The following is a 22,534-nucleotide window of genomic DNA, read 5'->3' as shown; positions in this document are numbered from 1 at the left end:
TTGTGACCCCAGTCACCCACGTTCGGCATTGCCGAACAACCGCCGATTGTCGTCGCCGTTGATCCGGGTACGTCGTCGACCGGCCCGCTCGCCGGGACCAAGTACCTACCGTCGTCGGTATCGCACCGCGAGTAGAGGAGAACACCATGAGTCGGTTGACCGCCGCGATAGTCGGATCGGGCAACATCGGGACGGACCTGATGTACAAGCTGCTGCGTTCGGAGAACGTGGAACCCAAGTACATGATCGGCATCGACCCGAAGAGTGAAGGCATTGCCCGCGCCCGCGCGGAAGGACTGGAAACCTCCGCCGAGGGTGTCGATTGGCTCCTCGCACAGCCCGAGCGGCCCGACCTCATCTTCGAGGCCACCTCGGCCAAGATCCACGCTGCGGCGGCACCCCGCTACGCCGAGGCGGGCATCACGGCCATCGATCTGACCCCGTCGTCGGTCGGTCCCTACGTCGTGCCTGCGGTCAACCTGCACGAACATCTCAGGGCACCCAACGTCAACATGGTGAGTTGCGCCGGGCAGGCGACCATCCCGATCCTGTATGCGATCAACGAGGTGGCCGACGCCTCCTACGGCGAGATCGTCGCCGCGATCGCGTCGAAGAGCGCCGGCCCGGGCACCCGGCAGAACCTCAGTGAGTTCAGTGAGAAGACGGGCCGCGCGCTCGCGACGGTGGCCGGCGCCGACCGCGCCAAGGCCATCTCGGTGATCAATCCGGCCGAGCCGCCGATGAACATGCGCGACACCGTCTACGCCAAGGTGCGCAACCCCGACGCCGTCGCCATCGAGCGGGCCGTCATCGACATGGTCGCCGAAGTCCAGAAGTACGTGCCCGGATACACCCTCAAGCTCGTCGACGTCGACGGTGATCTCGTCACCGTCATGCTCGAAGTGGTTGGCGCAGGCGATTTCCTGCCCACCTACGCCGGCAACCTCGACATCATCACCGCAGCCGCCGTGCGCGTCGCCGACGTCATGGCCTCCGAGAACCTCGTGACAGGAGCAGCTCAATGAGCACCGACGGAACCGCAGCCGACCGCAAGGTCACCCTCGTCGACACCACCCTCCGCGATGGGATGTCGAGTGTGTCGCATCAGTTCACCACCGACAACGTCGCCGCCATCGCCGCCGGACTCGACCGGGCCGGAATCTCCACGATCGAGGTCGCGCACGGCATTGGGCTGGGGGCGTCGTCGATCCAGTACGGATTCGCCGCGGCCACCGACCCCGACTATGTGCGGGCCGCCGTCGGCGCGGTCGACAACGCCGACATCGCCGTGCTCTACGTCCCGGGCATCGCCACGTTGAACGAGTTGCAGGGAGCCATCGACGCCGGGATCAAGACCGTGCGCGTCGCCGTGCACTGCACCGAGGCCGATTGCGGTCAGCAGCCTGTCGAGTGGGCAAAAGACAAGGGCCTCAACGTCATGTGCTTCCTGATGATGAGCCACAAGCTCGAGGCAGAGCCACTGGCCGAACAGGCCGCCAAGCTCGACTCGTACGGCGCCGACGTCGTCTACGTGGTGGACTCCGCCGGCGCGATGGTGCCGCAGCAGGCCGGCGAGCGGGTGGCCGCGCTGCGCACGGCGATCTCGGCCGACATCGGCTTCCACGCCCACAACAACCTCGGAGTGGGAATTGCCAACGCGCTCACGGCCGCCGAGAACGGTGCCACCTACATCGACGGATCGCTGCGAGGGCTCGGCGCCAGCGCAGGCAACGCACAGACCGAGGTGCTTGCAGCCGCCTTCGAGCGCGCAGGCTGGGACACCGGCGTCGACCTCTTCCCGCTCATCGACACCGCCGAACATGTTGTCGCGCCGTTGATGAAGGAACCGCAGATCGTGGACGAGACCGCCCTGGTGCTCGGCTATGCGGGCGTCTACTCGACGTTCTTCCACCCCACCAAGCGTGCGGCAAAGAAGTTCGGCATCTCGACTCGGGAAATCCTTCTGGAACTCGGTCGTCGTGGTGTGATCGGAGGACAAGAGGACATGATCATCGACGTCGCGTCGGAGCTGGCGGGACGCACCTATGAGACCCCGGAGGTGGCCACGGTATGACCGCGATCAACGCCCCGATCGAGATACGCCATCTCATCGGCGACGAGTGGAAGACGGCGTCGGACGGATCCACCTTCGAGTCTCGTGATCCGCACGACGGGAGTCTGCTGGCCACCGTCGCCCGTGGCACCGCCGACGACGGCAGTGCGGCCATCTCGGTGGCTCGCAAGGCGTTCGACGACGGCCCGTGGCCGCAGATGTCACCGAAAGAACGCGCCAAGGTTCTCCACGCTGTCGCCGACGCCGTAGACGATCACCGAGAAGAACTTGCGCAGTTGGAAACCCGTGACGGCGGCAAGACCATCACGCAGTCGCTGCACGCGGAGATCCCGCGAGTGGCACACAACCTGCGGTTCTTCGCCGACTACGTGGCGATGGCGGCGAATGAGGCCTATCCCGACGGAGATCTGCTGTCGTACGTGCTGTATCCGCCGGCCGGTGTGGTGTCCGCGATCAGCCCGTGGAATGCGCCGCTGATGCTGGCGACCTGGAAAATCGCTCCCGCATTGGCTTTTGGCAACACCGTTGTCCTCAAGCCGGCGCCGCAGACTCCGTTGACCGCCAACCGATTCGCCGAGATCGCCTTGGAGGCCGGACTTCCGGCCGGTGTTCTCAACGTGGTGCACGGCTTCGGTGGTGAGGCGGTCGCCGGACCACTGACGTCCGATCCGCGAGTCGACCGGATAACCTTCACCGGCTCGAGCGCCACCGGCGTCAAGATCCTGCAGGCGGCCGCGCTCAATCACACGCCGGTGTCGGCGGAGATGGGTGGGAAGTCGGCGAACATCGTCTTCGCCGACGCGGATCTCGATGTGGCAGTGCCGATGTCGATTCGCGCCATCTTCGGCGGCAACGGTCAGGTCTGCCTGTCGGGTTCCCGCCTCCTGGTACAGAACTCGATCCGGGAAGAATTCCTGGAGCGGTTCGCCGAGGAGGCCCGCAAACTCACCGTCGGTGATCCGAAGGAAGCGTCGACGTTCATGGGGCCGTTGATCGAGCAGCGCCACCTCGAGAAGGTGGCGGGCTACGTCGAACTTGCGCAGGAGGAAGGCGGCAAGATCGTCACCGGCGGTGAACGTCTCACCGATGAGGCCCACGCCGGGGGATTCTATTTCCCGCCGACCGTCATCACGGGTTTGACCAACGAATCCCGCACCGCGCGTGAGGAGATCTTCGGTCCTGTCGAGACGGTGATCGGTTTCGACACCGAAGAGGAAGCTCTGCGGATCACCAACGATTCACCCTACGGGCTCGCCGGAATCCTGTTCACCCAGAACCTCGATCGTGCCCACCGTCTCGCTGCGCGATGGAAGGCCGGCACCGTGTGGATCAACACCTTCTTCGAACGCGATCTGCGCCTGCCGTTCGGCGGGGAGGGCATCAGCGGCCTCGGCCGCGAAGGAGGCCAGTACTCACGCGAGTTCTTCACCGAACCGCGCGCTGTCACGATCCGACTACGCGGCTGAGCGACAATGGTTGTCGACGAAACCTGTGTGGTGGTCGGTGCGACCGGCGCCATGGGGGCGATCTTCACCGAACGTCTGGCGGCGAAGGGCTACCAGGTAGTCGCGGTGGCGCGTTCGGCGGACGAGCTGGAGAAGCTTGCCGCAATCAGTGATCTGGTCGTCTGCTGCGCGGCGGACATCGCGAGTGACGAGTCTGTGGATCAGATCAAGGGATCCTTGGACGGACCGGTCCGCATGGCCGTGTTCGCGGCCGGCCTTCCGGTCAAGGGATCGGCCGACTCGATCGAGCCGTCGGCGCTGGCAACCGCGGCCAACATCAAGGTTGCGGGGCCGGTACGCCTCCTGCAGGGGGTCCGCGATCGCCTCGTCGAGGGGTCTCGCTTTGTGGCGATCGCCGGGTCACTGGGCTTGGAGCCGGGGCCGCTGGACGCCGGCCCGGGCACGGCGAACGCCGCTTTGCTCAACCTCATGCGACAGATCAGTGCGCTCTACGGACCGAAGGGCGTCACGACGCACACCATCGCTCCGGGTCCGATCGACACACCTCGCCTCCGACGCTTCATCGAGACGGAGTCCGCCGAGACCGGTCAGCCGATCGAGCAGATCTGGGATCGGTACCGGAACAAGACCACGCTCGGTCGATTGCCGACTCTCGACGAGATCGCCTGGCTTGTCGAGACACTGCTCGCCCCGCAAGCGTCCGTCCTGCACGGTTGTGTCCTGACCGCCGACGGTGGCGTGCGACGCGGAATCCAATGACATGTAGGAGTTTCCATGCCCGTAGCCCATTTTCACCTACCCACAGGACTTGCGACGGCGGAGCAGGAGCGGTCGTTGCTGATCGAGTCCAGCACGCTCTACTCGCAGATCCTTGACTCACCGATCGAGCGGGTCCGGACCTTCGTCGTGCACTACGAGCCGACGCAACTTGCCGTCGCGGGTGAGATCGTGGCCGAGGGTGGTTCTGCTGCACCGTATTTCACCGCGATCGTGCTCGCTGGGCGCCCAGCTGCACAGCGACAGGAACTAATGGCCGCCTTCACGACTCTGATCGTCGATGTCCTCGGCGTCGAGCGCGGACTCGTGCGTGGCCAGATCATTGAAGTGGCTCCGGAAAACTGGGGGATCGGCGGCAAGGCCGCCAGTGCCGTGCGTTCGAAAGAGGTCGCGGACCGCGCGAGAGTAGAGAGCGGAGACTGGCGGTAGGCGAGGATAAGTGTAGGAATTGGCCCGGCGATCACGGATCGCCGGGCCTTTTCGTGTGACTCACCGCTGCGGTGCGCATTGCGCCACGAATTGGTGCGCATGACGACATGGGCATGCATCCGGGCTTGCCATAGTGTTGTGGATCACACCACCAGAATGTTCTGAATCATTGTTCAGCACAGCCTATTTCACACACCCGGAAGGAACTGACATGAGCGATGTGCATGTCCGGTCAGATATCTCGATCGCAACCGTGAACGGCGTGGAGATCACCGCCGACCTCCATCGACCGTCGGCGGAGCTGCCGCCCGTCGTCGTTTACCTGCACGGGGGTGGGTGGCAGCTCGGCGACAAGGCGGACGGTGCCGACGATCGCCTCTCGCGGCTTGCGTCGTACGGCGTCGCAGTGCTGTCGGTGAACTATCGGCTCGGACAGCATGGAGCCTTCCCGAACCCGATCCATGATGTGAAGGGTGCGCTGCGCTGGTTGCGTGCCAACGGAGACAGCTTGCAGGTTGCTACCGAACGGGTCGGTGTGTGGGGCGCGTCCGCAGGTGCTTACCTCGCGACCATGGTCGGCCTGACGGCGGGAGACTCTGCGCTCGAGGGCGACGTGGGCGGGAACCTGCAGGAGTCCAGCCGCGTCGATGCGGTGGTGCACTGGTTCGGTCCGTCGGATCTTGCTGCAAACACGCATCGCAGTGCTGTGGAATCCTTTTTGCTGCCTCCGCCGTTCGAGGCGACCCTGATCGGAGATGCCGAAGTCGATACACCCACCGAGGTGTCCTGGCAGGCGAGCCCGCTCTCCCGGGTCGCGCCCTCGGCGCCGCCATTCCTCATCTCCCACGGTGACCGCGACAGGATCACTCCGCCGGCCCAGAGTCGACTGCTGCACGACTCGCTCGTCGGGGTCGGCGCGGAATCCACATTGGTGGTTCTCGGAGGCGCCGGCCACGAGGGAGCGGAGTTCGACTCGCCCGGCAACCTGGCGATCACCGCAGGATTCCTTTCGGCCCAACTCAATTCGTGACACGCGGCCGAACCCACAGCCCGTTTCGATAAAAGGAGAGCTTCCATGACACACGAATCAACCCTGACCCCAACCACTCCCGATCCGGTTGGTGTACCTGCGTTCGACGTCAACCTGCACGTAGACGAGATCCTGACCAACCCGTACCCGACCTATGCCGAATTGCGAGAGGCCGGTCCGGTCGTCTGGCTGCGCCACTACGGATACTACGCACTGCCGAGGTATACGGAAGTCGCCGAGACCCTGGCTGATTGGGAAACCTTTACCAGCGGTGAGGGAGTCGGTTTCAACGACATGTTCAACTCGATACGGGAAACAAGTCTCATGAACGAAGGAGACTTCCACGACCAGATCCGTCAGGTGGAGGGCTGTCCGATCAAGAAGGGGCCACTCGAGGAACTCAAGCCGCGGCTGGCCGCTTTCACTGACGACCTGATCGCCGAGCTGAGGAGCAAGGGCGAGGGAGCAACGCTGGACGGCGTGGCCGACATCGCAATGCGGATGCCGATCGACGTGGTCACCGATCTCGTCGGTATCGCGGAGGCTGGTCGCGCACAGTTCTTCGAATGGGGCAAAGCGGGTTTCGACAGCATCGGTCCGCTCGATGCGCCGCGAACGATGCCCGCACTGCAGACGATGGCGGGCTACATGCAGTACGCCGAAGAAAACTTTCCCGCCAACATTCGCGACGGTGGCTGGGCCGATCAATTGTTCAAGAACGGTGCCGAGGCCGGATGGGACGAGGCCCTCTGTCGCGGCGTCATGAACGATTACGTGTATCCGAGCATCGACAGCACGATCAGTGCCATCGGGATCGGCTTGTTGCTGTTCGCCCAGCATCCGGATCAATGGGATCTGCTGCGCGGTGACCGAAGGTTGCTGCAGAGTGCGATACCGGAGATCGTCCGGTTGGCCTCGCCGCTCCAATTCTTCACGCGTGTCGCCACCCGCGATGCTGATATCGCCGGCACCCGGATCCCCGAGGGCTCGCGGCTGATCGTGATGTATGGCTCCGCGAATCGCGACGAACGCCAGTTCCCCGATCCCGACGGCTTCGACATCACCAGGAACCCGGCGCAGCATCTGGGGTGGGGGCGCGGTAAGCACTCCTGTCTCGGCAAACCGTTGGCGCGGCTGGAGATGATCACGCTGTTCAACGCCTTGGCCGATCATGTCGAGCGCTTCGAGGCAGGCGCATACCGGTACGAGCCCAACAACATCATCCGCAGTCTCGGCGAACTTGAGCTGTCGATCAGGTGGGCCGACTGATGAAGATCTCTGTCGATTACGACATGTGCGACGGACACGGCGAGTGCGTCATCGCGGCTCCGGAGGTGTTCGATCTCAATGACGACGGTGACACCGTGCTTCTGCTGAACGACGATCCCGGTGAAGAACTGCGGCCGAAGGTGGCCGCCGCCGTGAAACTTTGCCCGGTGGCGGTGTTGCGGATCGAGGACCCCCGATGACGACCGTGGTCGTCGGTGCCGGGTTGGGCGGGCTTCGTGCTGGGCAGCGGATCCGTGAGCTGTCGGGCGATGAGGTGGTGATCGTGGGCGATGAGGCTTACCGGCCGTACAACCGACCGCCTGTCTCAAAGGAGCTTCTGGCCGGCACGATGTCGGCCGAGGAATGCATCTTCCCCGACGCCGACGACGGCTTTCGCTGGGAACTGGGCAATCCCGCGGTCGGTCTGGATCTCGAGCACAACGAGGTTGCGCTCCGACACGATTCGATCGCTTTCGACCGACTCGTCATTGCCACCGGACGTCGTGCGCGGTTGCCGTCCAACATTCCTGACCTGCAGGGTATCCACGTGCTTCGCGGCATCGATGACGCGCGGCGATTCGGCAAAGCGGTCTCGTCGACGTCCAACGTCGTGATCATGGGTGGCGGATTCATCGGGTGCGAGGTTGCCGCGGTGCTCCGTGCTGCCGGGGTCGGGTCGGTGACGATCGTGGAGATGTCCGAAACCGTAATGCCGGTGCTGGGACCGACGATCGGTGCATTCGCGCAGCGTGTCCATGGCCGGCACGGCGTAGACGTTCGCTGCCGCACCGGTGTCGTCGCGATTCATGGGGCCACCTGTGTCGAAGAGATCGAACTCTCCACTGGGGAACGGCTCGCGGCCGACGTGGTGCTGGTCGCGATCGGGTCGCAGCCCAGCACGGAATGGCTCACCGGATCCGGTGTCGACCTCGACGGAGGGAATGTCGTGTGCGATGAGTTCTGTTTTGCCGCAAACCGTCCAGACGTTGTCGCAGTGGGAGATGTCGCGCAGTGGACGCACGTCGGTGTCGGCGGCGTGATCAGGGTGGAACACTGGTCGAATGCAGCGGACATGGGCCTGCATGCGGCGGAGAATCTAGTCAACCCGAGCAGCGCCAAGCCATACGCGCCGATCCCGACATTCTGGTCGGATCAGTATGACTTGCACATCAAAGCGGCAGGCTTCCTCGGTCGGGTGGTCGAATTCCAACCCGTCGAGACGGCGCCCGGAAAGTACAGCTGGGATGGTCTCGACAGCAGCGGTGATCTGATCGCGGGCGTCACAGTGAACGACAACAAGTCCTTCATCGGATATCGACGGCGAGTCGCCGCAGGCTTGACCGTCGAGGCATGATGTCCGAGCCGCCGACGGCCACGTTGATGTTCTCGCCGGCGCGAACCGCACGACGGAATCGGCCCGGGCTCATGCCGAAACGGGCCGAGAAGGCCCTGCTGAAGTGGGAACTCTCCCGGAATCCCACCGACTGACTCAGTTCCGCGACCGTGTGGCTGCCGGACAGGAGAAGGGTCCTGGCGCGCTCGAGACGTATCCATGTCAACCACTCCCGAGGCGCGGTCCCTGCTGTGGCGAAGATCTTCTGCAGGTATCTCACCGACATACCGAGGTCGGCCGCAGCCGAAGAGATGGTGAGGGTCTCGTCGCCGAGCCGTGCGCGGAACAAGGTCTGGGCGCGGAGCAGGTCGTCGCGGTGTGCCGCATCAGTCGCGGATTCGGTCGGCCGTCCGGCGGTGAGGGCTACGAGCATCATGTCGATTGCGGCGGCGGACAATGCGGTCGCGATGCCCGAGTCGACCGGCATGCGGTCCGAGGCAAGTTGTTGCACGAGCCGACTGACCACCGCGCCGGCGCCGGTGTCGGCACCCAAGCGGCGCATTATCAGCGAATCGAGGTCGTCTGCGTCGGCACTGGCGATCAACCGCTGTCGGGGTATCCGGACCACGGTCTGGGTGAAGGACTGCGGAAAGTCGAACCGGTAGGGCAGTGCGGAGTCGATCACGGTGAAATCGCCATGGTCGAGCACCACCGCCTCACCTTTCTGTTCGACGGTGCCCGGGCCCGCGGTGACCGCGCAGAGAAACAAGTCGTGCTCGACCGCTCCGCTGATCATCGCTGGTGTGCGTATTACGGAATGGCCATCTGCGTGGACATTTGTCATCTGCAGATCGCCGAAGTCGTAGGTGGACAACTCGGCGGTGAAGCGCGAGCCACGATCAGACCACTGGGGGTCCATCTCGCAATACACGGTCGCAAGTGTGTTCGTCCACCAGTCGCGACCGCCTGCGGACTCGGTGGTCTCATTGATGTGCCGCTCGGGCCGTCGGGAAATGGTCGCTGCCATTGAGAACACCTCCAAGATCAGTGTCCCACCTGCACCGAACAGGTGGTATCACCCCGTGATATCTCGTCCGAAGATCTGCCGCGCGAGCACCCAGCGCTGGATCTCGTTGGCGCCTTCGTAGATCTCGCCGATCTTCGCGTCCCGATAGATGGCTTCCACCGGGCTCGAGGAATCGTCGTCACCGAGCTCACGAGTGAATCCGAAGCCGCCGAACGCTTGAATGGCGTCGCGGGCCATCTGGACCGAGATCTCGGTGCCGCGGAGCTTTGCCATTGCCGCCTCGGGCTCCGGGAATGCGGTTCCCGAATCCAGACGCAGAGCCGCCTTGAGATACAGATCGCGTGCGATGGCGATCTCGGTGGCGCGATCGGCCATCAAGAACTGCCAGTGCTGTTTGGCAGCGAGGGGTTCGCCGAATGCGTGGCGACTCTTCAAATGCGCTGCGGTGTGATCGAAGGCCGCTTGGGCCATGCCGACTCCGGCAGCGGCGATTCCGATCCGACCATAGGTGAGTGTCTGTAGTGCCACCTTGAGGCCACCGCCTTCCTCGCCGAGAAGTGTGGCCGCCCCGAGCTCGACGTCGTCGAGAATAACGTCGGCGGTGATCTGCCCGTTGTTGCCGAGCTTGCGGTCCGGAACGCCGATGCGGACACCTGGTGTATCGGTCGGAACGATGAAGGTGCTCAGTCGATCTCCGGTCCGGGCCAGCACCACCACGAACGCCGCTACCGCGGAGTTGGTGATCCACCGTTTGCGGCCGTTCAGAATCCAGCCGTCGGCGCGACGCTCGGCAACCGTGGACACGGCGGACGGCGAGAGGTCGCTGGACGCGGCCGGCTCACTGGTCGCGAACGAACCGACGATGTCACCCTTCACCACCGGCGCGAGCCACCGCTGCCGCTGCTCGTCGGTGCCCTGGTTGACTGCGTTACCGGCCAGAATGCAGTGCACGTCGAAGATCGCGGCCACGCTGTTGGAATGGTAGGCGAGTTCCTCGACCGCAGTTGCTGTTGCGGTTGCCGGATGCCGCAGATCGTCACCACCAACATCTCCGGGGAACGGGATCCGGAACACGCCGTTGACGGCAAGTGCGTCGAATGCGTCACGCGGGAACCCGTCGATTCGTTCATCACCGTGCGAGATTCGCTGTGCCAGAGGGGAGATGAACTCGTGCGCCACAGTCCGCACGCGAGAACGGACGTCGCTGACCTCTGCTGGGGACAGGAGATCGTGATACATGGTGTCCGCCAACCGTGCCGGCGGTGCGGCGGGGTTGGCGGGTGGGGTGCTGATCGTCGACGTCATCTGGCGCTCCCAAAGCTTCTGTGCGGATGGATACCTCGGGTCTAGTCCCGATTCGAATTCGGCTCAACACCGAGTCGGTTATCTCGACTGCGCGTCGCTTCGCGGCGCAAGTTGTTCGGTTTTGTCAGGGCGACGGCGTGGTGCCCGCCTCCCGTTCGGCCACCGTCACGTCCCCGGCCGACCAGTGGGTCTTCGGCACCTCGCGCACACAGACCCGGATGTTCGCGACGGGCGCACCGATGGCGCGGTGGGTGGCCTCTGTCAATTCATGCATCAGCGCTCGGATCTCCGCCGGCGTGCGACCGTGCGCGATGGTGACGTCGATGAACGGCATGATCAACCTCCTGCGACGGTGACGGAGCCAAGTGAGGTGAAGTGTGCGGCAACGCGACTCCCGGGTTCGACCGCGATGGCGTCGGTCATGCCGCCGGTGAGCACCACCCAGCCCGGTTCCAGGGTCACGCCGCGCGCACCAAAGGTGTTGGCGGCGAATGCCAATGCCTCTGCCGGATGACCGAGCACCGCAGATCCGGTTGCGCTGTCGACGATGTCGCCGTCCACCTCGAGCAGGCACGCTTCCAGCGAGAGATCGATCTCGGAGACGTTCCGCGTGATGGGTCCGGTGAGGTAGACGCCCGAGGAGTTGTTGTCGGCGACGGCGTCGGCCAGGGTGAACTTGAACCCTGAATACCGGCTGTCGATGATCTCGATCGCACCCATCACGTGGTCGACCGCCGCAAGGGCCTGTGCGGCAGTCACTCCCGGCCCGGACAACGGCCGGCCGAGGACGAACGCGATCTCCGGTTCGGCGCGCGGGTGGATGAGCCGCTCGCGCGGAACCGGCAGTCCCGCAGGAAGTGCCATGGCGTCGGTCAGCCATGCGACCGATGGTTCGTCGACGCCCATCTGCTTCTGTTTGGCCCGCGAGGTGAGCCCCAACTTGATACCGGTCACCACCTCACCGCGAGATCGACGGTCCGCCAGCGCGATGTCCTGCGCCGCGTAGGCGACGTCGAGGGTGAGGCCCGGCCACTCGTGTGCGATCGAGGTTCGGGCGGTGCGTGAGCGTTCGGCGGTGAGGAGCGTGTCGGCGACCCGGGCGGCATTCCACTGCGCGTCGGTGTTGCTGTTGCTCATCGGTTTTCTCCTTCCATGACGGCGGTGACGGTGCCGAGGCCGGCGATGCTCGCGACAATGGTGTCCCCGGCCCCGATGGGCACCGCCTTGGTCATGGAACCGGGGAGCACCACATGCCCGGGTTCCAGCGTGACGCCCAGTGGCCCGACGGTGTTGGCCAGCCACACGAGCGCGTTGATCGGGGAACCCAGGACCGCGCCGCCTCCGCCGGTGGCGATGAGCTCGCCGTTCACATCGAGGTTGCACCCGGCCAACCGGAGGTCGACGTCGGAGAGCTTCGACGGTCGGCTGCCGAGGATGACGCCGCCGGATGACGCGTTGTCGGCGATGGTGTCGAAGATGCCGATCTTCCAGTCCCGGATACGAGAGTCGACGATCTCCAGTGCGGGGAGCACGAAGTCGACTGCAGCGACGGCCTCGGCGACGGTGACACCCGGCCCGGTCAGCGGCTTGCCCAGTACGAACGCGACCTCGGGCTCGATCCGCGGTTGAATGAACGTGCCCGCCGGGATCGGTGCGTGTTCGAGGTGGAACATGCTCGCGGTGAGATGACCGAAGTCGGGCTGGTCGACGCCCATCTGGCGCTGGATCGCCCGCGATGCGAGGCCCACCTTGTGGCCTTTGACGGTGTCCCCGTTCTTCTCCCAGTCCTGCACTTGAGCGAGCGCAATCTCGTACGCCGCGGACAGCGGGGCGTCGGCGAAGTGCGGAGTGAGGGGATCGATGGGTTCCATCGATCGGTATGCGCCGAGAAGGGATTCGGCGGCGACCTGGATGTCATCGGCCATGGGTGGCACGTGCTTTCTGCTCGGGCATCGCGGAACATGACTGCAATGCATTGCTTTCGGTGATGGGGGTGCGGCACGATGGGAAACCGTGCATGGTGAACGGAGTGTGGAACTCGGTTCGATTGCGCGCGCGGTCAGGGTGCTCGATGCCGTCGGCGCTGCCGAACTCGGCATGGGTGTTTCGGAGATCGCCCGCGAGACCGGGATCTCCAAATCGAGTGCCCAGCGGATCGCGGTCGAACTGGTGGAGAACGGGCTGCTCGAACGCGATGGAACGCGGTACCGGTTGGGGCTGCACCTCTTTGAACTCGGACAGCGGGTTCCGCGGCGTCGAGATATGCGCGATGCCGCGGCGCCGTTCATGCACGATCTGCGTGAGGCCACCGGTCACTCGGTGCATCTGGCGGTGCTCGACGGTACGTCGGTGGTCTACCTGGATGTGCTGCGCAGTCCGTCGGCTCCACCGCTGCCCACTCGTGCGGGCGGCCGCTGGCCGGCGCACGGAACCGGAATCGGGAAGGCGATCCTGGCATTCTCGTCGGCCGACGTCGTCGACCGGGTTGTGGCAGCCGGCCTCCGGCGACTCAGCGAACGCACCATCACCAATCCTGGTCTGTTCGCCGCCGAACTCGCGCGCATCCGGGAACGCGGTGTCAGCTACGACCTCGAGGAGTCTCGCGCCGGAGTGGCCTGCGTGGCCAGCCCCGTGGTCGGCAGCGATGGCCAGGTGGTGGCCGGCATCTCGGTGTCGGGGTGGCACAACCGCATCAACCTGGATCACTCGGCCGCTGCGGTACGTACTGCAGCTCTTGGTCTCTCGCGTCAGTTGTCGGGTCCCTGATCGTCGGGCCATGAGCATCACCCTGCGACGGCGTGCAGAGTCAGGTTGTCGAGTTCCGTGGGCAGAGGGGTCGGCATCGGCGTGCTCAGCGCGCGCGACACCTCGGCGGACGCGGCGATCACCGCGCGTCGGAACTCCTGTTGTGCCGGTATGAATCGGCTCGCGGGTGCGGTGATGGACATCGCAGCGACCACAACACCCATGTCGTCGCGAATCGGTGCCGCCACACAGTGGACCTCGGCGACGGCCTCCCCGTTGTCGAATGCGCAGCCTTGGCGCAGTACCGATCTCAACTCGCGGCTCAGTTCGGAGGGATCGGTGATCGTTGACGGTGTGAGCCGCCGCAACGGCTGATGGGTCACGTTGCGTTCGATCTCACCTGGGTCACACTGTGCCAGTAACGCTTTGCCGACAGCGCTGCAGTGTGCGTCGAGGTGCGCGCCGATCCGCGCGCCGTTCACCGTGATCACGTGATTGCCGAGGACCTTGTCGACGTACATCACCCGATAGCGTTCCATGATCGCGAGGTGGGTGGTCTCGCCATACTTCTCGGACAACGATTGCAGGATCGGCGCTGCGCACGTCCGCACATCGACGGTGCCCTGGAGTGTTTGATTGAGTTCCACCACCCGCCACCCGATGCGGTAGCGTCCGCGCGCGCGGCACTGCAGCAGTCCGATGTCGACCAGTGAGGCGAGGAGCGCATGCGCGCTCGATCGCGGAACACCTATCGCGGAGGCCACCTCCGACACACCCCACTCGGGGCGAGCCACGGTGAACAGATCCAGAACCGGACCGATCTTCTGAACCGTCTGCAGTGCTGCCATGATCAACCTTCCTTGATTCCGTGGAGCGTGAATCGGCTGCCACTATGTGCTAGTTCGGGGGCGCTGTCCACCAGCTTGTGCCGCTGAGCGGCACATGAAGTGCAGGACGTGCAGCCAGTTCGTGACTGCACGCCCCGCGGTCTATCGAGGCTGGTCAGAAGCCCCACGTACCCGTGTCGCCCTGGAGTTCGAGCGCTCGGAAACTGCCTGTGTAGAAGAGCAGTGGCCGCCCGTCGTCGTACCAGAGTTCCTCGACTCGACCGACGTGCAAAGTGTGGTCGCCGGCGACGTGCGAGTCGGTGACCGAACACGAGAGGTGAACGAGGGCACCGTCGAGCAGTGGGACGCCCTTGCGCCAGGTGAACCGAACGAGATCGGGCTCGTTCGCGGCTCCGGCGAAATGGAGCGACAACGGCTCTTGATCGTTCGCGAGGATGGACACGCCGTAGCGCCCGGTTTCGCTGATCTTGGCGTTCATCTTGGCTCGGTTCGCGATCGACACCAGCACCAAAGGCGGGTCCAGGGAGACCGACGTGAACGCGTTGGCCGTCATCCCGTGCACCGATCCCTCGTCCTCGCTCTCGGCTGTGGTCACGATGGTGACGCCACTGGCGAAGCGGCCCAACGCCTTACGCATGCGGAGGGGAGTGGGCTCCAGGTCGGTGCCCTCCTGCGGCTGAGCCACGGTACTCACCGCGCGGTCCGTAGGATCTGCAGGTCGTCGTTGTTGATCAGATCCGGCCGGGTCCAACCGTTGATGTCGTACTCGGACATGCACTGTTCGGCGAAGCCCTTGAGCGCGACATCCTGCCCCGTGCCCTGATAGGCGAACAAGGTCTGGAAGCGCACGGCCTCGTGGTCGCCGCCGTAGTTGCGTTCGTAGAGTTCGTGGCGGCCACCGAATTCGGAGCCGACGGCATCCCACAGCAACTTCAGGAGCTGCACGCGATCGATGGCGGCGATGCCGTTGGACCCGCGCACGTACTGATTGAGGTAGGGCTCGATATCCGGGTTCTTCCAGTCGTCGGCGTGCGAGTTCAGGTAGATCAGGCCGCTGCCGAGGACCTGCTGGATGATCTCCTTGATGCGCGGGTAACCGACGCCCATGAATGTGCGGTAGGCGAGTCCGTAGTTGAGATTCGGCTGGACGGCCCCGTTGACCCACTCGTCGGGCGACTTCGCCATCGCGTCGGACAGGCCCCAAAACATGTCTCGCCAGTTGAGGATCTCGCCGATCTGCATCTGCACACCGCGGAAGCCTGCCGAACCGGTCATCTCCACACCCTTCATCACACAGCCGGCGATGAAGTCGAGCTTGACGGCGAGACGTGCACAACCATGGAACATGAAGCGGTTCAGAAAGCCTGATCGCATGACGAAGTTGTTGGTGGTCTCGGCATCGTAGGCGAAGACGTTCTCCCAGGGAACGAGGACCTTGTCGAACACCATGATCGCGTCGTTCTCGTCAAAGCGGCTCGACAGCGGGTAGTCGAAGGGGGTGCCCATAACGGCGGCGTTCATCTCATAGGAGGTGCGGCACAACAGCTTCAGCCCGGGTGAATCCATCGGGACCGTGAAGATCAGGCCGAACTCCTTCTTGCGCAATGGGAGTCCGTAGTGCGCGATGAAGTTGGCGTTGGTGATCGCCGACCCGGTGGCCACCACCTTGGCGCCGGAGACGACGAGTCCGGCGTCGGTCTCGTCGACGACGTGCACGCAGACGTCTGCTGTCTCATCGGCGGGCTTGTCGCGGTCGATGGGCGGGTTGACGATCGCGTGATTCAGGTACAGCACCCGTTCCTGGGACTTCTTGTACCAGTTGAGGGCGTTCTGCTTGTACTCGCCGTAGAAGTCGGCGTTGGCCCCCAGGGTGCCCAGGAACGACGCCTTGTAGTCGGGTGAACGGCCGAGCCAGCCGTACACCTCCCGTTGCCATTCGACGATGGCGTTGCGGGCGGTGAGGAGGTCGTCGGCACTGTGTGCGGTCTTGAAGAACGGGTGGGTGAAGCCTCCGTTTCCGGTGTCGGTGGGCACGGAGAGTACGCCTTTGGCGTCCGGCTGGTGCAGGGCGTCGTACATCCGGGCCACCGAGCGCGCGGAATTCCGGAATGCCGGATGAGTCGTGACGTCGTCGACTCGTTCGCCGCGGAAGTAGATCTCGCGGCCGTCGCGCAGGGAGTCGAGATACTCGGCCCCGGTCATCGGCCGCACGTCGTTGGCGGTGCTTGTACTGGGCGCAATGGCGGTGATGGTCATGGCGTTCATCCTCCGGATCTACTGCCAAACTTGATGATTCGATTGGTGGTCGCCAGGGAGGGGGACTCCGGTATATCGTGACGAGGCCACGTCCCTGTGACGTAGAACACTAGAAGGGTCAGGTGTGGCAAGACATGTCCGAGAGCGAACAATCGGATGACTCTGCGCGACCGGAGTCCGATGACGTGGTCGCCCTGTGGACCTCCGAACTCGACGGCTCCGAGGGCCGCGACGAATGGCAGCACACGCTCGGTCACCTGTACGCAGAGATGGATGTCGACTGGCCGGACCGTCCTGGCGGGTTGGACGCCGAGTGGGGTGGTCGGCCGCTGGGGCGATTGCATTTCAGCAGCATCCGATGCGACGAGCAGACTGTCGTCCGCAGCCCGACAATGATCCAATCGGATTCGTGCACCGACTACCTGGTGTGTCTGGTGACCGACGGCCATGTCGAGGTGACTCAATCGAATCGAACGGCAGTCCTCGAGAGTGGCGCGTTCGCGATCCTGGATCTGGGTTCTCCCTTTGTCTTTCATTCCCCGGCCACCTTTCGGCAGGTTGTTGTCCGTGTTCCGCACGAAGCCATGGCGTCGCGACTGCCCGAGAACGCCGCACGGCTCTCGACCGGGCGATCCTTTGATCCCCATGCCGGGTCGGTGGGGGTCATCGGCCGGCTGATCGTCGACCTGGCGACCACCGAGATGTCGACGACGATCGCGGAGTCGTTCTCGTCGTCGGCGCTGGAGATGCTCTCTGCCGCAATCATCGAAGACACCCCTACCGCGACGCCGGGCGAGCTGCTCCGCCTGCAGGATCTGGCACACATCCGGCAGGTGATCGACGACAACCTTCACGATCCGGAGTTCACGCTGACCGACGTTGCACACGTCGCGGGGATGTCGTTGCGCAATGTGCAGAAGCTCGTGCGCACGACGGGGACGACGCCCGGAGCCCTGCTGTACGACGCCCGGGTGGAACGCGCAAAGATGTTGTTGCTCAACACTCAAGCTCCGCTGACCGACATCAGTGTCAGTGTGGGGTTCCGTGACGTCTCCCATTTCAGCCGGGTGTTCCGTAAGCAGGCGGGTATCTCGCCGGGGCGCTATCGGAACTCGGAATCGGCTATGGGCCAATGAGTTTCACGAGATCAGCAATCGCCGGAGAACAGCATGGTGGCGCCACCTGTGGCGAAGTTGGCGACGTCGGCGGCCGCGGCCTGGCCGGCCGGTGAGCCGAGAGCCCGGAGCGCATCGTCCTTGGAGTCGAAACGCAACTGCGCCAGCGCGTAGGCTGCCGGTGGGTTCTCGTCCAGCGATTCGCATTTGTTCATCGTGAACGCTCGAACGCCGGTGATCGCATCGACCAACGGAACGTGCTTGGTCGCGTAGTAGTCGTCGAACGCGGCGCTGTCATTCGGCTGGCTGTAGATGATGATGACGTCATACATGGGAGTTCTCCATTCGTGAGTGTTGTTGTAATGATCAACTATTCGACTTCGGTGTGGCTGCGGGGGTGAACTCCTCGCGGAAGATGAGACGAGGAGCCATCCGGCGCCGTTTGAGCGCCTTCACCGACGCCTCGATCATGGCGGGCGGCCCGCATAGGTAGGCGCTCATTCCCTTGCAGGACGAGAAGTCCTCGAGGACGACGTCGGTCACCAATCCGTTGGCGCCCGACCAGGTCTCCTCACTCAGTGCCGGCCGATAGTGCAGGTTGGCGTTGTCTTCTGACAATGCGGTGAAGTACTCGAAGTCGTAGAGGTCTTCGCGGCGACGCCCACCGTGGTAGAGATAGATCTCCGGCACGAGTTGGTGTGCAAGGCTGTGCTGCACAATCGATTTCAAGGGTGCCAACCCTGTTCCGCCGCCAATCAGGATCGCCGGCTGGGGTTGCTCGGCGACGAGATTGAATTGCCCCAGTGGTCCACGCAGCGAGATCGGGTCGCCGACGGACAGTGACGAGAAGATCCAGCCATCAGTCGCCAGGCCGCCTGGGGTCAGCTTGACATGAAACTCGAGACGTCGTGATTCGCTTGGCGGATTGGCCATCGAATACTGTCGGCCGACGCCGGTGCCCGGCACGATCAGCTCGCTGTATTGCCCGGCGTTGAACGTCATCTCCGTGTCGAGTTCGACGACCAGGCGGCGGGTGTTGGCCGCGATGTCGTCGAGTTGAATGACCGTGCCGGTGTAGTCCCGCAGCGGGTGATGGGGCACCCCGTCGTCAACGGCACCGATGGGTTCGACCGTGACGTCGGTCCGCGGAGTTGCCATGCAGGCCAACGCCAGTCCGCTCGATCGTTCCTCGGCGGTCAAGGTGTAGTCGGGTGAACCGTGATGGTCGACCGCACCGCACAGAACCTTCAGTTTGCATGTACCGCAGGTGCCCTGAGTGCACGAGTGAGGAATCCAGGCGTTGGCGCGTAACGCGGCATCGAGGATCGGTTGATCCTGTGCCACCGAGAGATCGGTGTCGGTGCCAGCAATCCTGACCCGGTGTGTCTGATCCATGGGCCTCTCCGTGATGTCCGATTCCGGGATCGTCGCGGTCACCTCACACCTCCCAGGCGACGTGCAGTTCCTTGGGTCCCCGGAATCCCCAGCCCCAGAAGTCGACGTCATGGTTGGGGTCGAGTTCGATGTTGGGAATCGTCTCGAAGAGCTCCTCGAGGGCAATCCGCACCACCGCACTGGCGAAATACGTTCCGGCGCAGGCGTGAACACCGCCGCCGAAGGTCATGTTCGGGATGACCGCGCGATCGAGGTCATAGGATGTCGGTGCGTCGTAGGCATTCTCGTCGTTGTTGGCCGAGCCGTAGGACAGCATGACCAGCGAGCCCTCCGGCAGTGTGACGCCGCCGACAGTTACCTCACTGGTCGAGACCTTCACGGCCGCCGACCAGATCGGAGCGACCCAGCGCATCCCCTCGTTGACTGCACGCGGGATCAGTGTCGGGTCGTCGATGACCCGCTCCAGCTGTTCCGGACGACTGAACAGTCCGGCCAGCGTGGTGCCCATGGCGTGGCCCGGTTCCTGCATGGCGCCGAGGAGGAACACGTACAGATTCGGATAGACGACGTCGCGGCTGCGGGTCTGGCCCTCGGGCATCCCGTCGTGCAGCCAGTGTGAGATGGCCGTGCGGTCGGGATGCTCGATCCAATGGTCGATCTTCGGGTCGACGTGCGCGATGATCTCGGCCTTTGCCTCGTCGCCGGGGATGAACCCGTCGGGATTGGCGAACTCACCGTCGGCCGTCATGTCGGCGTTGGTGAACGAGACGCTCAGTTTGTGGAACCATTCGCGCAACTTGTCGGTCGACACGTCGTCGAGGCCCAACAGATCGCCGAGTGCTCGCACACTGACGGGTTCGAAGTACTCGGCGACGATGTCCGCGGCGCCGTTGTCCTCGATGGTGGCGAGTCGCTCGCGGGCGAACGGTCGAACGAGTGGATCGATGTACTTGTCCACCTCGGAGGGTTGCAAGTGGGGTTCCACCATGTCGCGCAGGTCGCGGTGCTCTGGGCCGTTGGAGTTGAGGATGGCCCCGTGCCCGAAGGTGCGGCCGCCGGCCGGCGAGATCACTGCAGGCCAGTTGGCCGAATCCTTGGCGATCTCCATGCACAGTTCTCGGGTTGAGACGATGTGCAGGCCCAGCTGCGGAAAGTAGGCGACCGGCGCCTCCCTCCGGAGACGTTCGTACACCGAGTGAGGGTCGGCCTCGAGGTCGGCCATCGTCACTTCCGTGATCCAGCTGGGGGTGAGCGCCTGCGTCGTGGTCATGGGTTCCTCCGTCGGGATAGCGGGATGGAAGGGAGTGGTGGTGAGCGATTGTTCGGCTATGACGCCGCGGGCTGGCCATTCCCTGTGACTTGGAACACTATGAGTCCAGGAGGCGCGAAAGAATGACCGAGACTGCACGGATCCTTGATCCGGAGTGCACAGGGTCGGCCGGCACAGTTGCCCTCAGCACGCGCCGGCTCGCCTCGACCGAAGGGCGCGCGATCTGGGCCGAGACCTTGGATTCCACCTACTGCGAAATGGCGGTCGACTGGCCGTCCGCGCAGACGTCTTTCGCTGCCGACATCCGCGCGCGGCCGGTGGGTGACCTGTCGGTCAGTGTTGTCCGGGCGGACCCGCACACCGTCGTTCGGACACCCGCGATGATCGACTCCGACCCAGGCGACGACTACCTTCTGTGCCTGATCTCCAAGGGGACCGCCACAATCACGCAGGACGCCCGAACGGCCACGCTGGCCCATGGGTCCTTTGGGCTGGTCGATTCATCTCGGCCGTTCGTCGTCAGCGGGAAAACCGAGTTCGAGCAGGTGGTGATGCGCGCTTCCCGATCCCTACTTGCCTCACGAGTCGGTGCGAACATTGCCGACGGTCTGACGGCACGGGCTATTTCGGCGAATGACGGTGTCGGGCGGTTGGCGTCGAACCTTTTGGTGGACATCGCGACTCACGATGACGTGATCGCTGCCGCCTCCCTCGACGCGGTGTCCTCGGCAGTGCTCGACGTCGTATCGGCCGCCGTCAATCATCAGGCCGCCGGTTTGTCGCTCACCGAACGTGTTCACATCGATGACCTCCGGCGGGTCCAGGCGGTGATGATCCGGGACATGTCCGACCCGGATCGGACGATCGCCGATGCCGCTGCCGAACTTGGGATGTCGGTGCGCTACATACACAAACTGTTCAGCGCCTCGGGCTCGACACCGCGAGCATGGTTGTACGGCAAGAGGATTGACCGAGCGAAGAGTCTACTGCTGCAAACCGATCTCGGAGCCGCGGAGATCGGCCTCCAACTCGGGTTCCGCGACGCCTCACACTTCAGCCGCACATTCAGCCGGCGTTGCGGGCGCAGTCCGAGTCAGTTCCGTGCCTCCGGTTCCTGAGAAGGGCAGGCAGCGGCCACTCGCGACACTATTGGCACCCGGTGACAAAACCCGGAGGGTGGTGTGATCGAATGGCAGAGCCGACGTTGTGATGCCGATCACGGCTGAGGCGCTATGGATCAAGTCGTGACAGAAATCAGGTGAGACGAATGACTTCAGGATTCGACGGCAAGGTTGCCTTTGTCACGGGCGCGGCCCGTGGGCAGGGCCGCGCACATTGCGTGGCGCTGGCGCGGGCGGGCGCCGACATCGTCGCGCAAGACCTTGCCAGGCCGTTGCCCGGAGTGCCCTACGACTCACCGACCTCGGCCGACCTCGACGAGACGGTGAAGTTGGTCGAGGCCGAGGGTCGCAGGATCGTCGTCGAGCAGGGCGACGTGCGCGACCTGGATCATCTGAAGGGGCTGGCCCAGCGCGGCGTCGACGAACTGGGGCGGATCGATGTGGTCGTGGCCAACGCGGGTATCTGTATTCCGGCGCCGTGGAACGAGATCACGCCGGACATCCTGCGGGACACGTTGGACATCAACGTCGTCGGCGTCTGGAACACGGTGATGGCCACGGCGTCCCACATGGCCGCAGGCGGCGGTGGCTCGATCATCCTGATCAGCTCGTATGCCGGTAAGAAGGTGCAGCCGTTCATGGTTCCCTACGCCACCTCCAAGCATGCGGTCACCGGTATGACCAGGGCGTTTGCTGCCGAACTCGGCCCACTGGGCATCCGCGTCAACAGCATTCACCCGGGCGGCGTGAATACACCGATGGGTTCGGGCGACATGCAGGTGCGGCTCGCGGCCGCCGGTGAAACCAACCCGCGGCTGAACAACATGGGCACCCCGTTCCTGGACACCTACGCCGCCGAACCCGAGCAGATCTCCGACGCGGTGCTGTTCCTCGCGTCCGCCGCGTCGTCATTCGTCACCGCGGAGCACCTCAGCGTCGACGGGGGAGCCCAGTACTTCTGATCCGAAGAGCCCGGTGACCGCCCCCGCTGACCTGGGAAAACGCGTCAGCGCCGTGCCCGCGAAATCTAGGGGAAGAACTTCTTCCCCGGGGTTCATAGTCATCCGCGAGAAA

General features: G+C 64.3%; 24 protein-coding genes. 13 read left to right on the top strand and 11 right to left on the bottom strand.

All coding sequences use genetic code 11. The features are described from left to right. Window positions 1-146: 146 nt before the first annotated feature. The 9 genes from MKW15_RS11490 to MKW15_RS11450 all read left to right on the top strand — a co-directional run bounded on the left by MKW15_RS11490 (window position 147) and on the right by MKW15_RS11450 (window position 8,399). Entirely contained in the window at window positions 147-1,025 is an 879-nt protein-coding gene (locus MKW15_RS11490) for an acetaldehyde dehydrogenase (acetylating) (protein WP_240857757.1), read from the top strand. Next, window positions 1,022-2,074 (top strand): 4-hydroxy-2-oxovalerate aldolase, encoded by a 1,053-nt coding sequence (gene dmpG / locus MKW15_RS11485; RefSeq protein WP_240857756.1) that lies wholly within the window; start codon window positions 1,022-1,024, stop codon window positions 2,072-2,074. The genes MKW15_RS11490 and dmpG overlap by 4 nt, the downstream gene beginning before the upstream one ends. Further along, window positions 2,071-3,540 (top strand): aldehyde dehydrogenase, encoded by a 1,470-nt coding sequence (locus MKW15_RS11480; protein WP_240857755.1) that lies wholly within the window; start codon window positions 2,071-2,073, stop codon window positions 3,538-3,540. The genes dmpG and MKW15_RS11480 overlap by 4 nt, the downstream gene beginning before the upstream one ends. Before the next feature lie 6 nt (window positions 3,541-3,546). Then, window positions 3,547-4,299: an SDR family NAD(P)-dependent oxidoreductase gene (locus tag MKW15_RS11475; protein WP_240857754.1), complete on the top strand. Its 753-nt coding sequence runs from the start codon at window positions 3,547-3,549 to the stop codon at window positions 4,297-4,299. A gap of 15 nt (window positions 4,300-4,314) precedes the next feature. After that, a complete protein-coding gene (locus MKW15_RS11470; protein WP_240857753.1) occupies window positions 4,315-4,746 on the top strand; it encodes a tautomerase family protein in 432 nt (143 codons plus the stop codon). Window positions 4,747-4,957: 211 nt separating this feature from the next. Next, window positions 4,958-5,776: an alpha/beta hydrolase gene (locus tag MKW15_RS11465; RefSeq protein WP_240857752.1), complete on the top strand. Its 819-nt coding sequence runs from the start codon at window positions 4,958-4,960 to the stop codon at window positions 5,774-5,776. 45 nt (window positions 5,777-5,821) lie between these two features. Then, window positions 5,822-7,045 carry a cytochrome P450 gene (locus tag MKW15_RS11460; RefSeq protein WP_240857751.1) on the top strand — a complete coding sequence of 408 codons (1,224 nt, stop codon included), beginning with the start codon at window positions 5,822-5,824 and terminating at the stop codon, window positions 7,043-7,045. After that, complete coding sequence (locus MKW15_RS11455) at window positions 7,045-7,245, top strand: ferredoxin (protein ID WP_240857750.1); 201 nt, start codon at window positions 7,045-7,047, stop codon at window positions 7,243-7,245. Before MKW15_RS11460 ends, MKW15_RS11455 begins: the two co-directional genes overlap by 1 nt. Next, a complete protein-coding gene (locus tag MKW15_RS11450; RefSeq protein WP_240857749.1) occupies window positions 7,242-8,399 on the top strand; it encodes an NAD(P)/FAD-dependent oxidoreductase in 1,158 nt (385 codons plus the stop codon). The genes MKW15_RS11455 and MKW15_RS11450 overlap by 4 nt, the downstream gene beginning before the upstream one ends. Here the strand turns inward: MKW15_RS11450 and MKW15_RS11445 are convergent. From MKW15_RS11445 to MKW15_RS11425, 5 genes are all read right to left on the bottom strand, one after another. Further along, complete coding sequence (locus tag MKW15_RS11445; RefSeq protein WP_240857748.1) at window positions 8,350-9,405, bottom strand: AraC-like ligand-binding domain-containing protein; 1,056 nt, start codon at window positions 9,403-9,405, stop codon at window positions 8,350-8,352. The genes MKW15_RS11450 and MKW15_RS11445 overlap by 50 nt on opposite strands. Window positions 9,406-9,453: 48 nt before the next feature. Next, complete coding sequence (locus MKW15_RS11440) at window positions 9,454-10,710, bottom strand: acyl-CoA dehydrogenase family protein (protein WP_240857747.1); 1,257 nt, start codon at window positions 10,708-10,710, stop codon at window positions 9,454-9,456. A gap of 124 nt (window positions 10,711-10,834) precedes the next feature. Next, on the bottom strand, window positions 10,835-11,044 hold the full coding sequence (locus tag MKW15_RS11435; RefSeq protein ID WP_240857746.1) for a tautomerase family protein: 210 nt from the start codon (window positions 11,042-11,044) through the stop codon (window positions 10,835-10,837). A 2-nt stretch (window positions 11,045-11,046) separates the two neighbouring features. Beyond that, on the bottom strand, window positions 11,047-11,847 hold the full coding sequence (locus tag MKW15_RS11430) for a 2-keto-4-pentenoate hydratase (RefSeq protein ID WP_240857745.1): 801 nt from the start codon (window positions 11,845-11,847) through the stop codon (window positions 11,047-11,049). After that, window positions 11,844-12,635: a 2-keto-4-pentenoate hydratase gene (locus MKW15_RS11425; RefSeq protein WP_240857744.1), complete on the bottom strand. Its 792-nt coding sequence runs from the start codon at window positions 12,633-12,635 to the stop codon at window positions 11,844-11,846. The genes MKW15_RS11430 and MKW15_RS11425 overlap by 4 nt, the downstream gene beginning before the upstream one ends. Before the next feature lie 88 nt (window positions 12,636-12,723). Between MKW15_RS11425 and MKW15_RS11420 the strand changes: the two genes are divergently transcribed. After that, a complete protein-coding gene (locus MKW15_RS11420) occupies window positions 12,724-13,476 on the top strand; it encodes an IclR family transcriptional regulator (protein ID WP_240857743.1) in 753 nt (250 codons plus the stop codon). A gap of 17 nt (window positions 13,477-13,493) precedes the next feature. On the opposite strand, the gene MKW15_RS11415 is transcribed toward MKW15_RS11420, so the two are convergent. The 3 genes from MKW15_RS11415 to MKW15_RS11405 form a co-directional block, all read right to left on the bottom strand. Next, window positions 13,494-14,303, bottom strand: coding sequence for an IclR family transcriptional regulator (locus MKW15_RS11415; protein ID WP_240857742.1), 810 nt, complete (start codon window positions 14,301-14,303; stop codon window positions 13,494-13,496). 154 nt (window positions 14,304-14,457) lie between these two features. Next, window positions 14,458-14,940 (bottom strand): NADH-dependent flavin reductase, encoded by a 483-nt coding sequence (gene nphA / locus MKW15_RS11410; RefSeq protein WP_240857844.1) that lies wholly within the window; start codon window positions 14,938-14,940, stop codon window positions 14,458-14,460. Window positions 14,941-14,993: 53 nt separating this feature from the next. After that, complete coding sequence (locus MKW15_RS11405) at window positions 14,994-16,559, bottom strand: 4-hydroxyphenylacetate 3-hydroxylase family protein (protein WP_240857741.1); 1,566 nt, start codon at window positions 16,557-16,559, stop codon at window positions 14,994-14,996. Between the two features lie 134 nt (window positions 16,560-16,693). On the opposite strand from MKW15_RS11405, the gene MKW15_RS11400 reads away from it, so the two are divergent. Continuing rightward, a complete protein-coding gene (locus tag MKW15_RS11400; RefSeq protein WP_240857740.1) occupies window positions 16,694-17,695 on the top strand; it encodes an AraC family transcriptional regulator in 1,002 nt (333 codons plus the stop codon). Between the two features lie 11 nt (window positions 17,696-17,706). Here MKW15_RS11400 and MKW15_RS11395 read toward each other — a convergent pair whose 3' ends face one another. The 3 genes from MKW15_RS11395 to MKW15_RS11385 are packed head-to-tail and all read right to left on the bottom strand — an operon-like array spanning window position 17,707 to window position 20,339. After that, window positions 17,707-18,006, bottom strand: a complete 300-nt coding sequence (locus tag MKW15_RS11395) for an EthD family reductase (RefSeq protein WP_240857739.1) — start codon at window positions 18,004-18,006, stop codon at window positions 17,707-17,709. Window positions 18,007-18,040: 34 nt separating this feature from the next. Further along, window positions 18,041-19,069 (bottom strand): NADH:ubiquinone reductase (Na(+)-transporting) subunit F, encoded by a 1,029-nt coding sequence (locus MKW15_RS11390; protein WP_240857738.1) that lies wholly within the window; start codon window positions 19,067-19,069, stop codon window positions 18,041-18,043. 43 nt (window positions 19,070-19,112) lie between these two features. After that, window positions 19,113-20,339, bottom strand: coding sequence for a cytochrome P450 (locus MKW15_RS11385; RefSeq protein ID WP_240857737.1), 1,227 nt, complete (start codon window positions 20,337-20,339; stop codon window positions 19,113-19,115). Window positions 20,340-20,461: 122 nt separating this feature from the next. On the opposite strand from MKW15_RS11385, the gene MKW15_RS11380 reads away from it, so the two are divergent. Both MKW15_RS11380 and MKW15_RS11375 read left to right on the top strand, forming a co-directional pair. Beyond that, window positions 20,462-21,457, top strand: a complete 996-nt coding sequence (locus MKW15_RS11380; RefSeq protein WP_240857736.1) for an AraC-like ligand-binding domain-containing protein — start codon at window positions 20,462-20,464, stop codon at window positions 21,455-21,457. Between the two features lie 149 nt (window positions 21,458-21,606). Further along, window positions 21,607-22,422, top strand: a complete 816-nt coding sequence (locus MKW15_RS11375) for a mycofactocin-coupled SDR family oxidoreductase (protein ID WP_240857735.1) — start codon at window positions 21,607-21,609, stop codon at window positions 22,420-22,422. The last annotated feature ends 112 nt before the right edge of the window (window positions 22,423-22,534 follow it).

The organism is Gordonia gummivorans, from assembly GCF_022513585.1.
GTDB lineage: Bacteria > Actinomycetota > Actinomycetes > Mycobacteriales > Mycobacteriaceae > Gordonia.
The sequence above is the reverse complement of the archived record's forward strand: the minus strand, read 5'-3'. Positions and strand labels throughout refer to the sequence as shown.

What these genes read in the sequence shown, in the direction of transcription:
- MKW15_RS11490 (WP_240857757.1), top strand. Translation starts at nt 147, where the DNA reads ATGAGTCGGTTGACCGCCGCGATAGTCGGATCGGGCAACATCGGGACG.
- dmpG (WP_240857756.1), top strand. Translation starts at nt 1,022, where the DNA reads ATGAGCACCGACGGAACCGCAGCCGACCGCAAGGTCACCCTCGTCGAC.
- MKW15_RS11480 (WP_240857755.1), top strand. Translation starts at nt 2,071, where the DNA reads ATGACCGCGATCAACGCCCCGATCGAGATACGCCATCTCATCGGCGAC.
- MKW15_RS11475 (WP_240857754.1), top strand. Translation starts at nt 3,547, where the DNA reads ATGGTTGTCGACGAAACCTGTGTGGTGGTCGGTGCGACCGGCGCCATG.
- MKW15_RS11470 (WP_240857753.1), top strand. Translation starts at nt 4,315, where the DNA reads ATGCCCGTAGCCCATTTTCACCTACCCACAGGACTTGCGACGGCGGAG.
- MKW15_RS11465 (WP_240857752.1), top strand. Translation starts at nt 4,958, where the DNA reads ATGAGCGATGTGCATGTCCGGTCAGATATCTCGATCGCAACCGTGAAC.
- MKW15_RS11460 (WP_240857751.1), top strand. Translation starts at nt 5,822, where the DNA reads ATGACACACGAATCAACCCTGACCCCAACCACTCCCGATCCGGTTGGT.
- MKW15_RS11455 (WP_240857750.1), top strand. Translation starts at nt 7,045, where the DNA reads ATGAAGATCTCTGTCGATTACGACATGTGCGACGGACACGGCGAGTGC.
- MKW15_RS11450 (WP_240857749.1), top strand. Translation starts at nt 7,242, where the DNA reads ATGACGACCGTGGTCGTCGGTGCCGGGTTGGGCGGGCTTCGTGCTGGG.
- MKW15_RS11445 (WP_240857748.1), bottom strand. Translation starts at nt 9,405, where the DNA reads ATGGCAGCGACCATTTCCCGACGGCCCGAGCGGCACATCAATGAGACC.
- MKW15_RS11440 (WP_240857747.1), bottom strand. Translation starts at nt 10,710, where the DNA reads ATGACGTCGACGATCAGCACCCCACCCGCCAACCCCGCCGCACCGCCG.
- MKW15_RS11435 (WP_240857746.1), bottom strand. Translation starts at nt 11,044, where the DNA reads ATGCCGTTCATCGACGTCACCATCGCGCACGGTCGCACGCCGGCGGAG.
- MKW15_RS11430 (WP_240857745.1), bottom strand. Translation starts at nt 11,847, where the DNA reads ATGAGCAACAGCAACACCGACGCGCAGTGGAATGCCGCCCGGGTCGCC.
- MKW15_RS11425 (WP_240857744.1), bottom strand. Translation starts at nt 12,635, where the DNA reads ATGGCCGATGACATCCAGGTCGCCGCCGAATCCCTTCTCGGCGCATAC.
- MKW15_RS11415 (WP_240857742.1), bottom strand. Translation starts at nt 14,303, where the DNA reads ATGGCAGCACTGCAGACGGTTCAGAAGATCGGTCCGGTTCTGGATCTG.
- nphA (WP_240857844.1), bottom strand. Translation starts at nt 14,940, where the DNA reads ATGCGTAAGGCGTTGGGCCGCTTCGCCAGTGGCGTCACCATCGTGACC.
- MKW15_RS11405 (WP_240857741.1), bottom strand. Translation starts at nt 16,559, where the DNA reads ATGACCATCACCGCCATTGCGCCCAGTACAAGCACCGCCAACGACGTG.
- MKW15_RS11400 (WP_240857740.1), top strand. Translation starts at nt 16,694, where the DNA reads ATGTCCGAGAGCGAACAATCGGATGACTCTGCGCGACCGGAGTCCGAT.
- MKW15_RS11395 (WP_240857739.1), bottom strand. Translation starts at nt 18,006, where the DNA reads ATGTATGACGTCATCATCATCTACAGCCAGCCGAATGACAGCGCCGCG.
- MKW15_RS11390 (WP_240857738.1), bottom strand. Translation starts at nt 19,069, where the DNA reads ATGGATCAGACACACCGGGTCAGGATTGCTGGCACCGACACCGATCTC.
- MKW15_RS11385 (WP_240857737.1), bottom strand. Translation starts at nt 20,339, where the DNA reads ATGACCACGACGCAGGCGCTCACCCCCAGCTGGATCACGGAAGTGACG.
- MKW15_RS11380 (WP_240857736.1), top strand. Translation starts at nt 20,462, where the DNA reads ATGACCGAGACTGCACGGATCCTTGATCCGGAGTGCACAGGGTCGGCC.
- MKW15_RS11375 (WP_240857735.1), top strand. Translation starts at nt 21,607, where the DNA reads ATGACTTCAGGATTCGACGGCAAGGTTGCCTTTGTCACGGGCGCGGCC.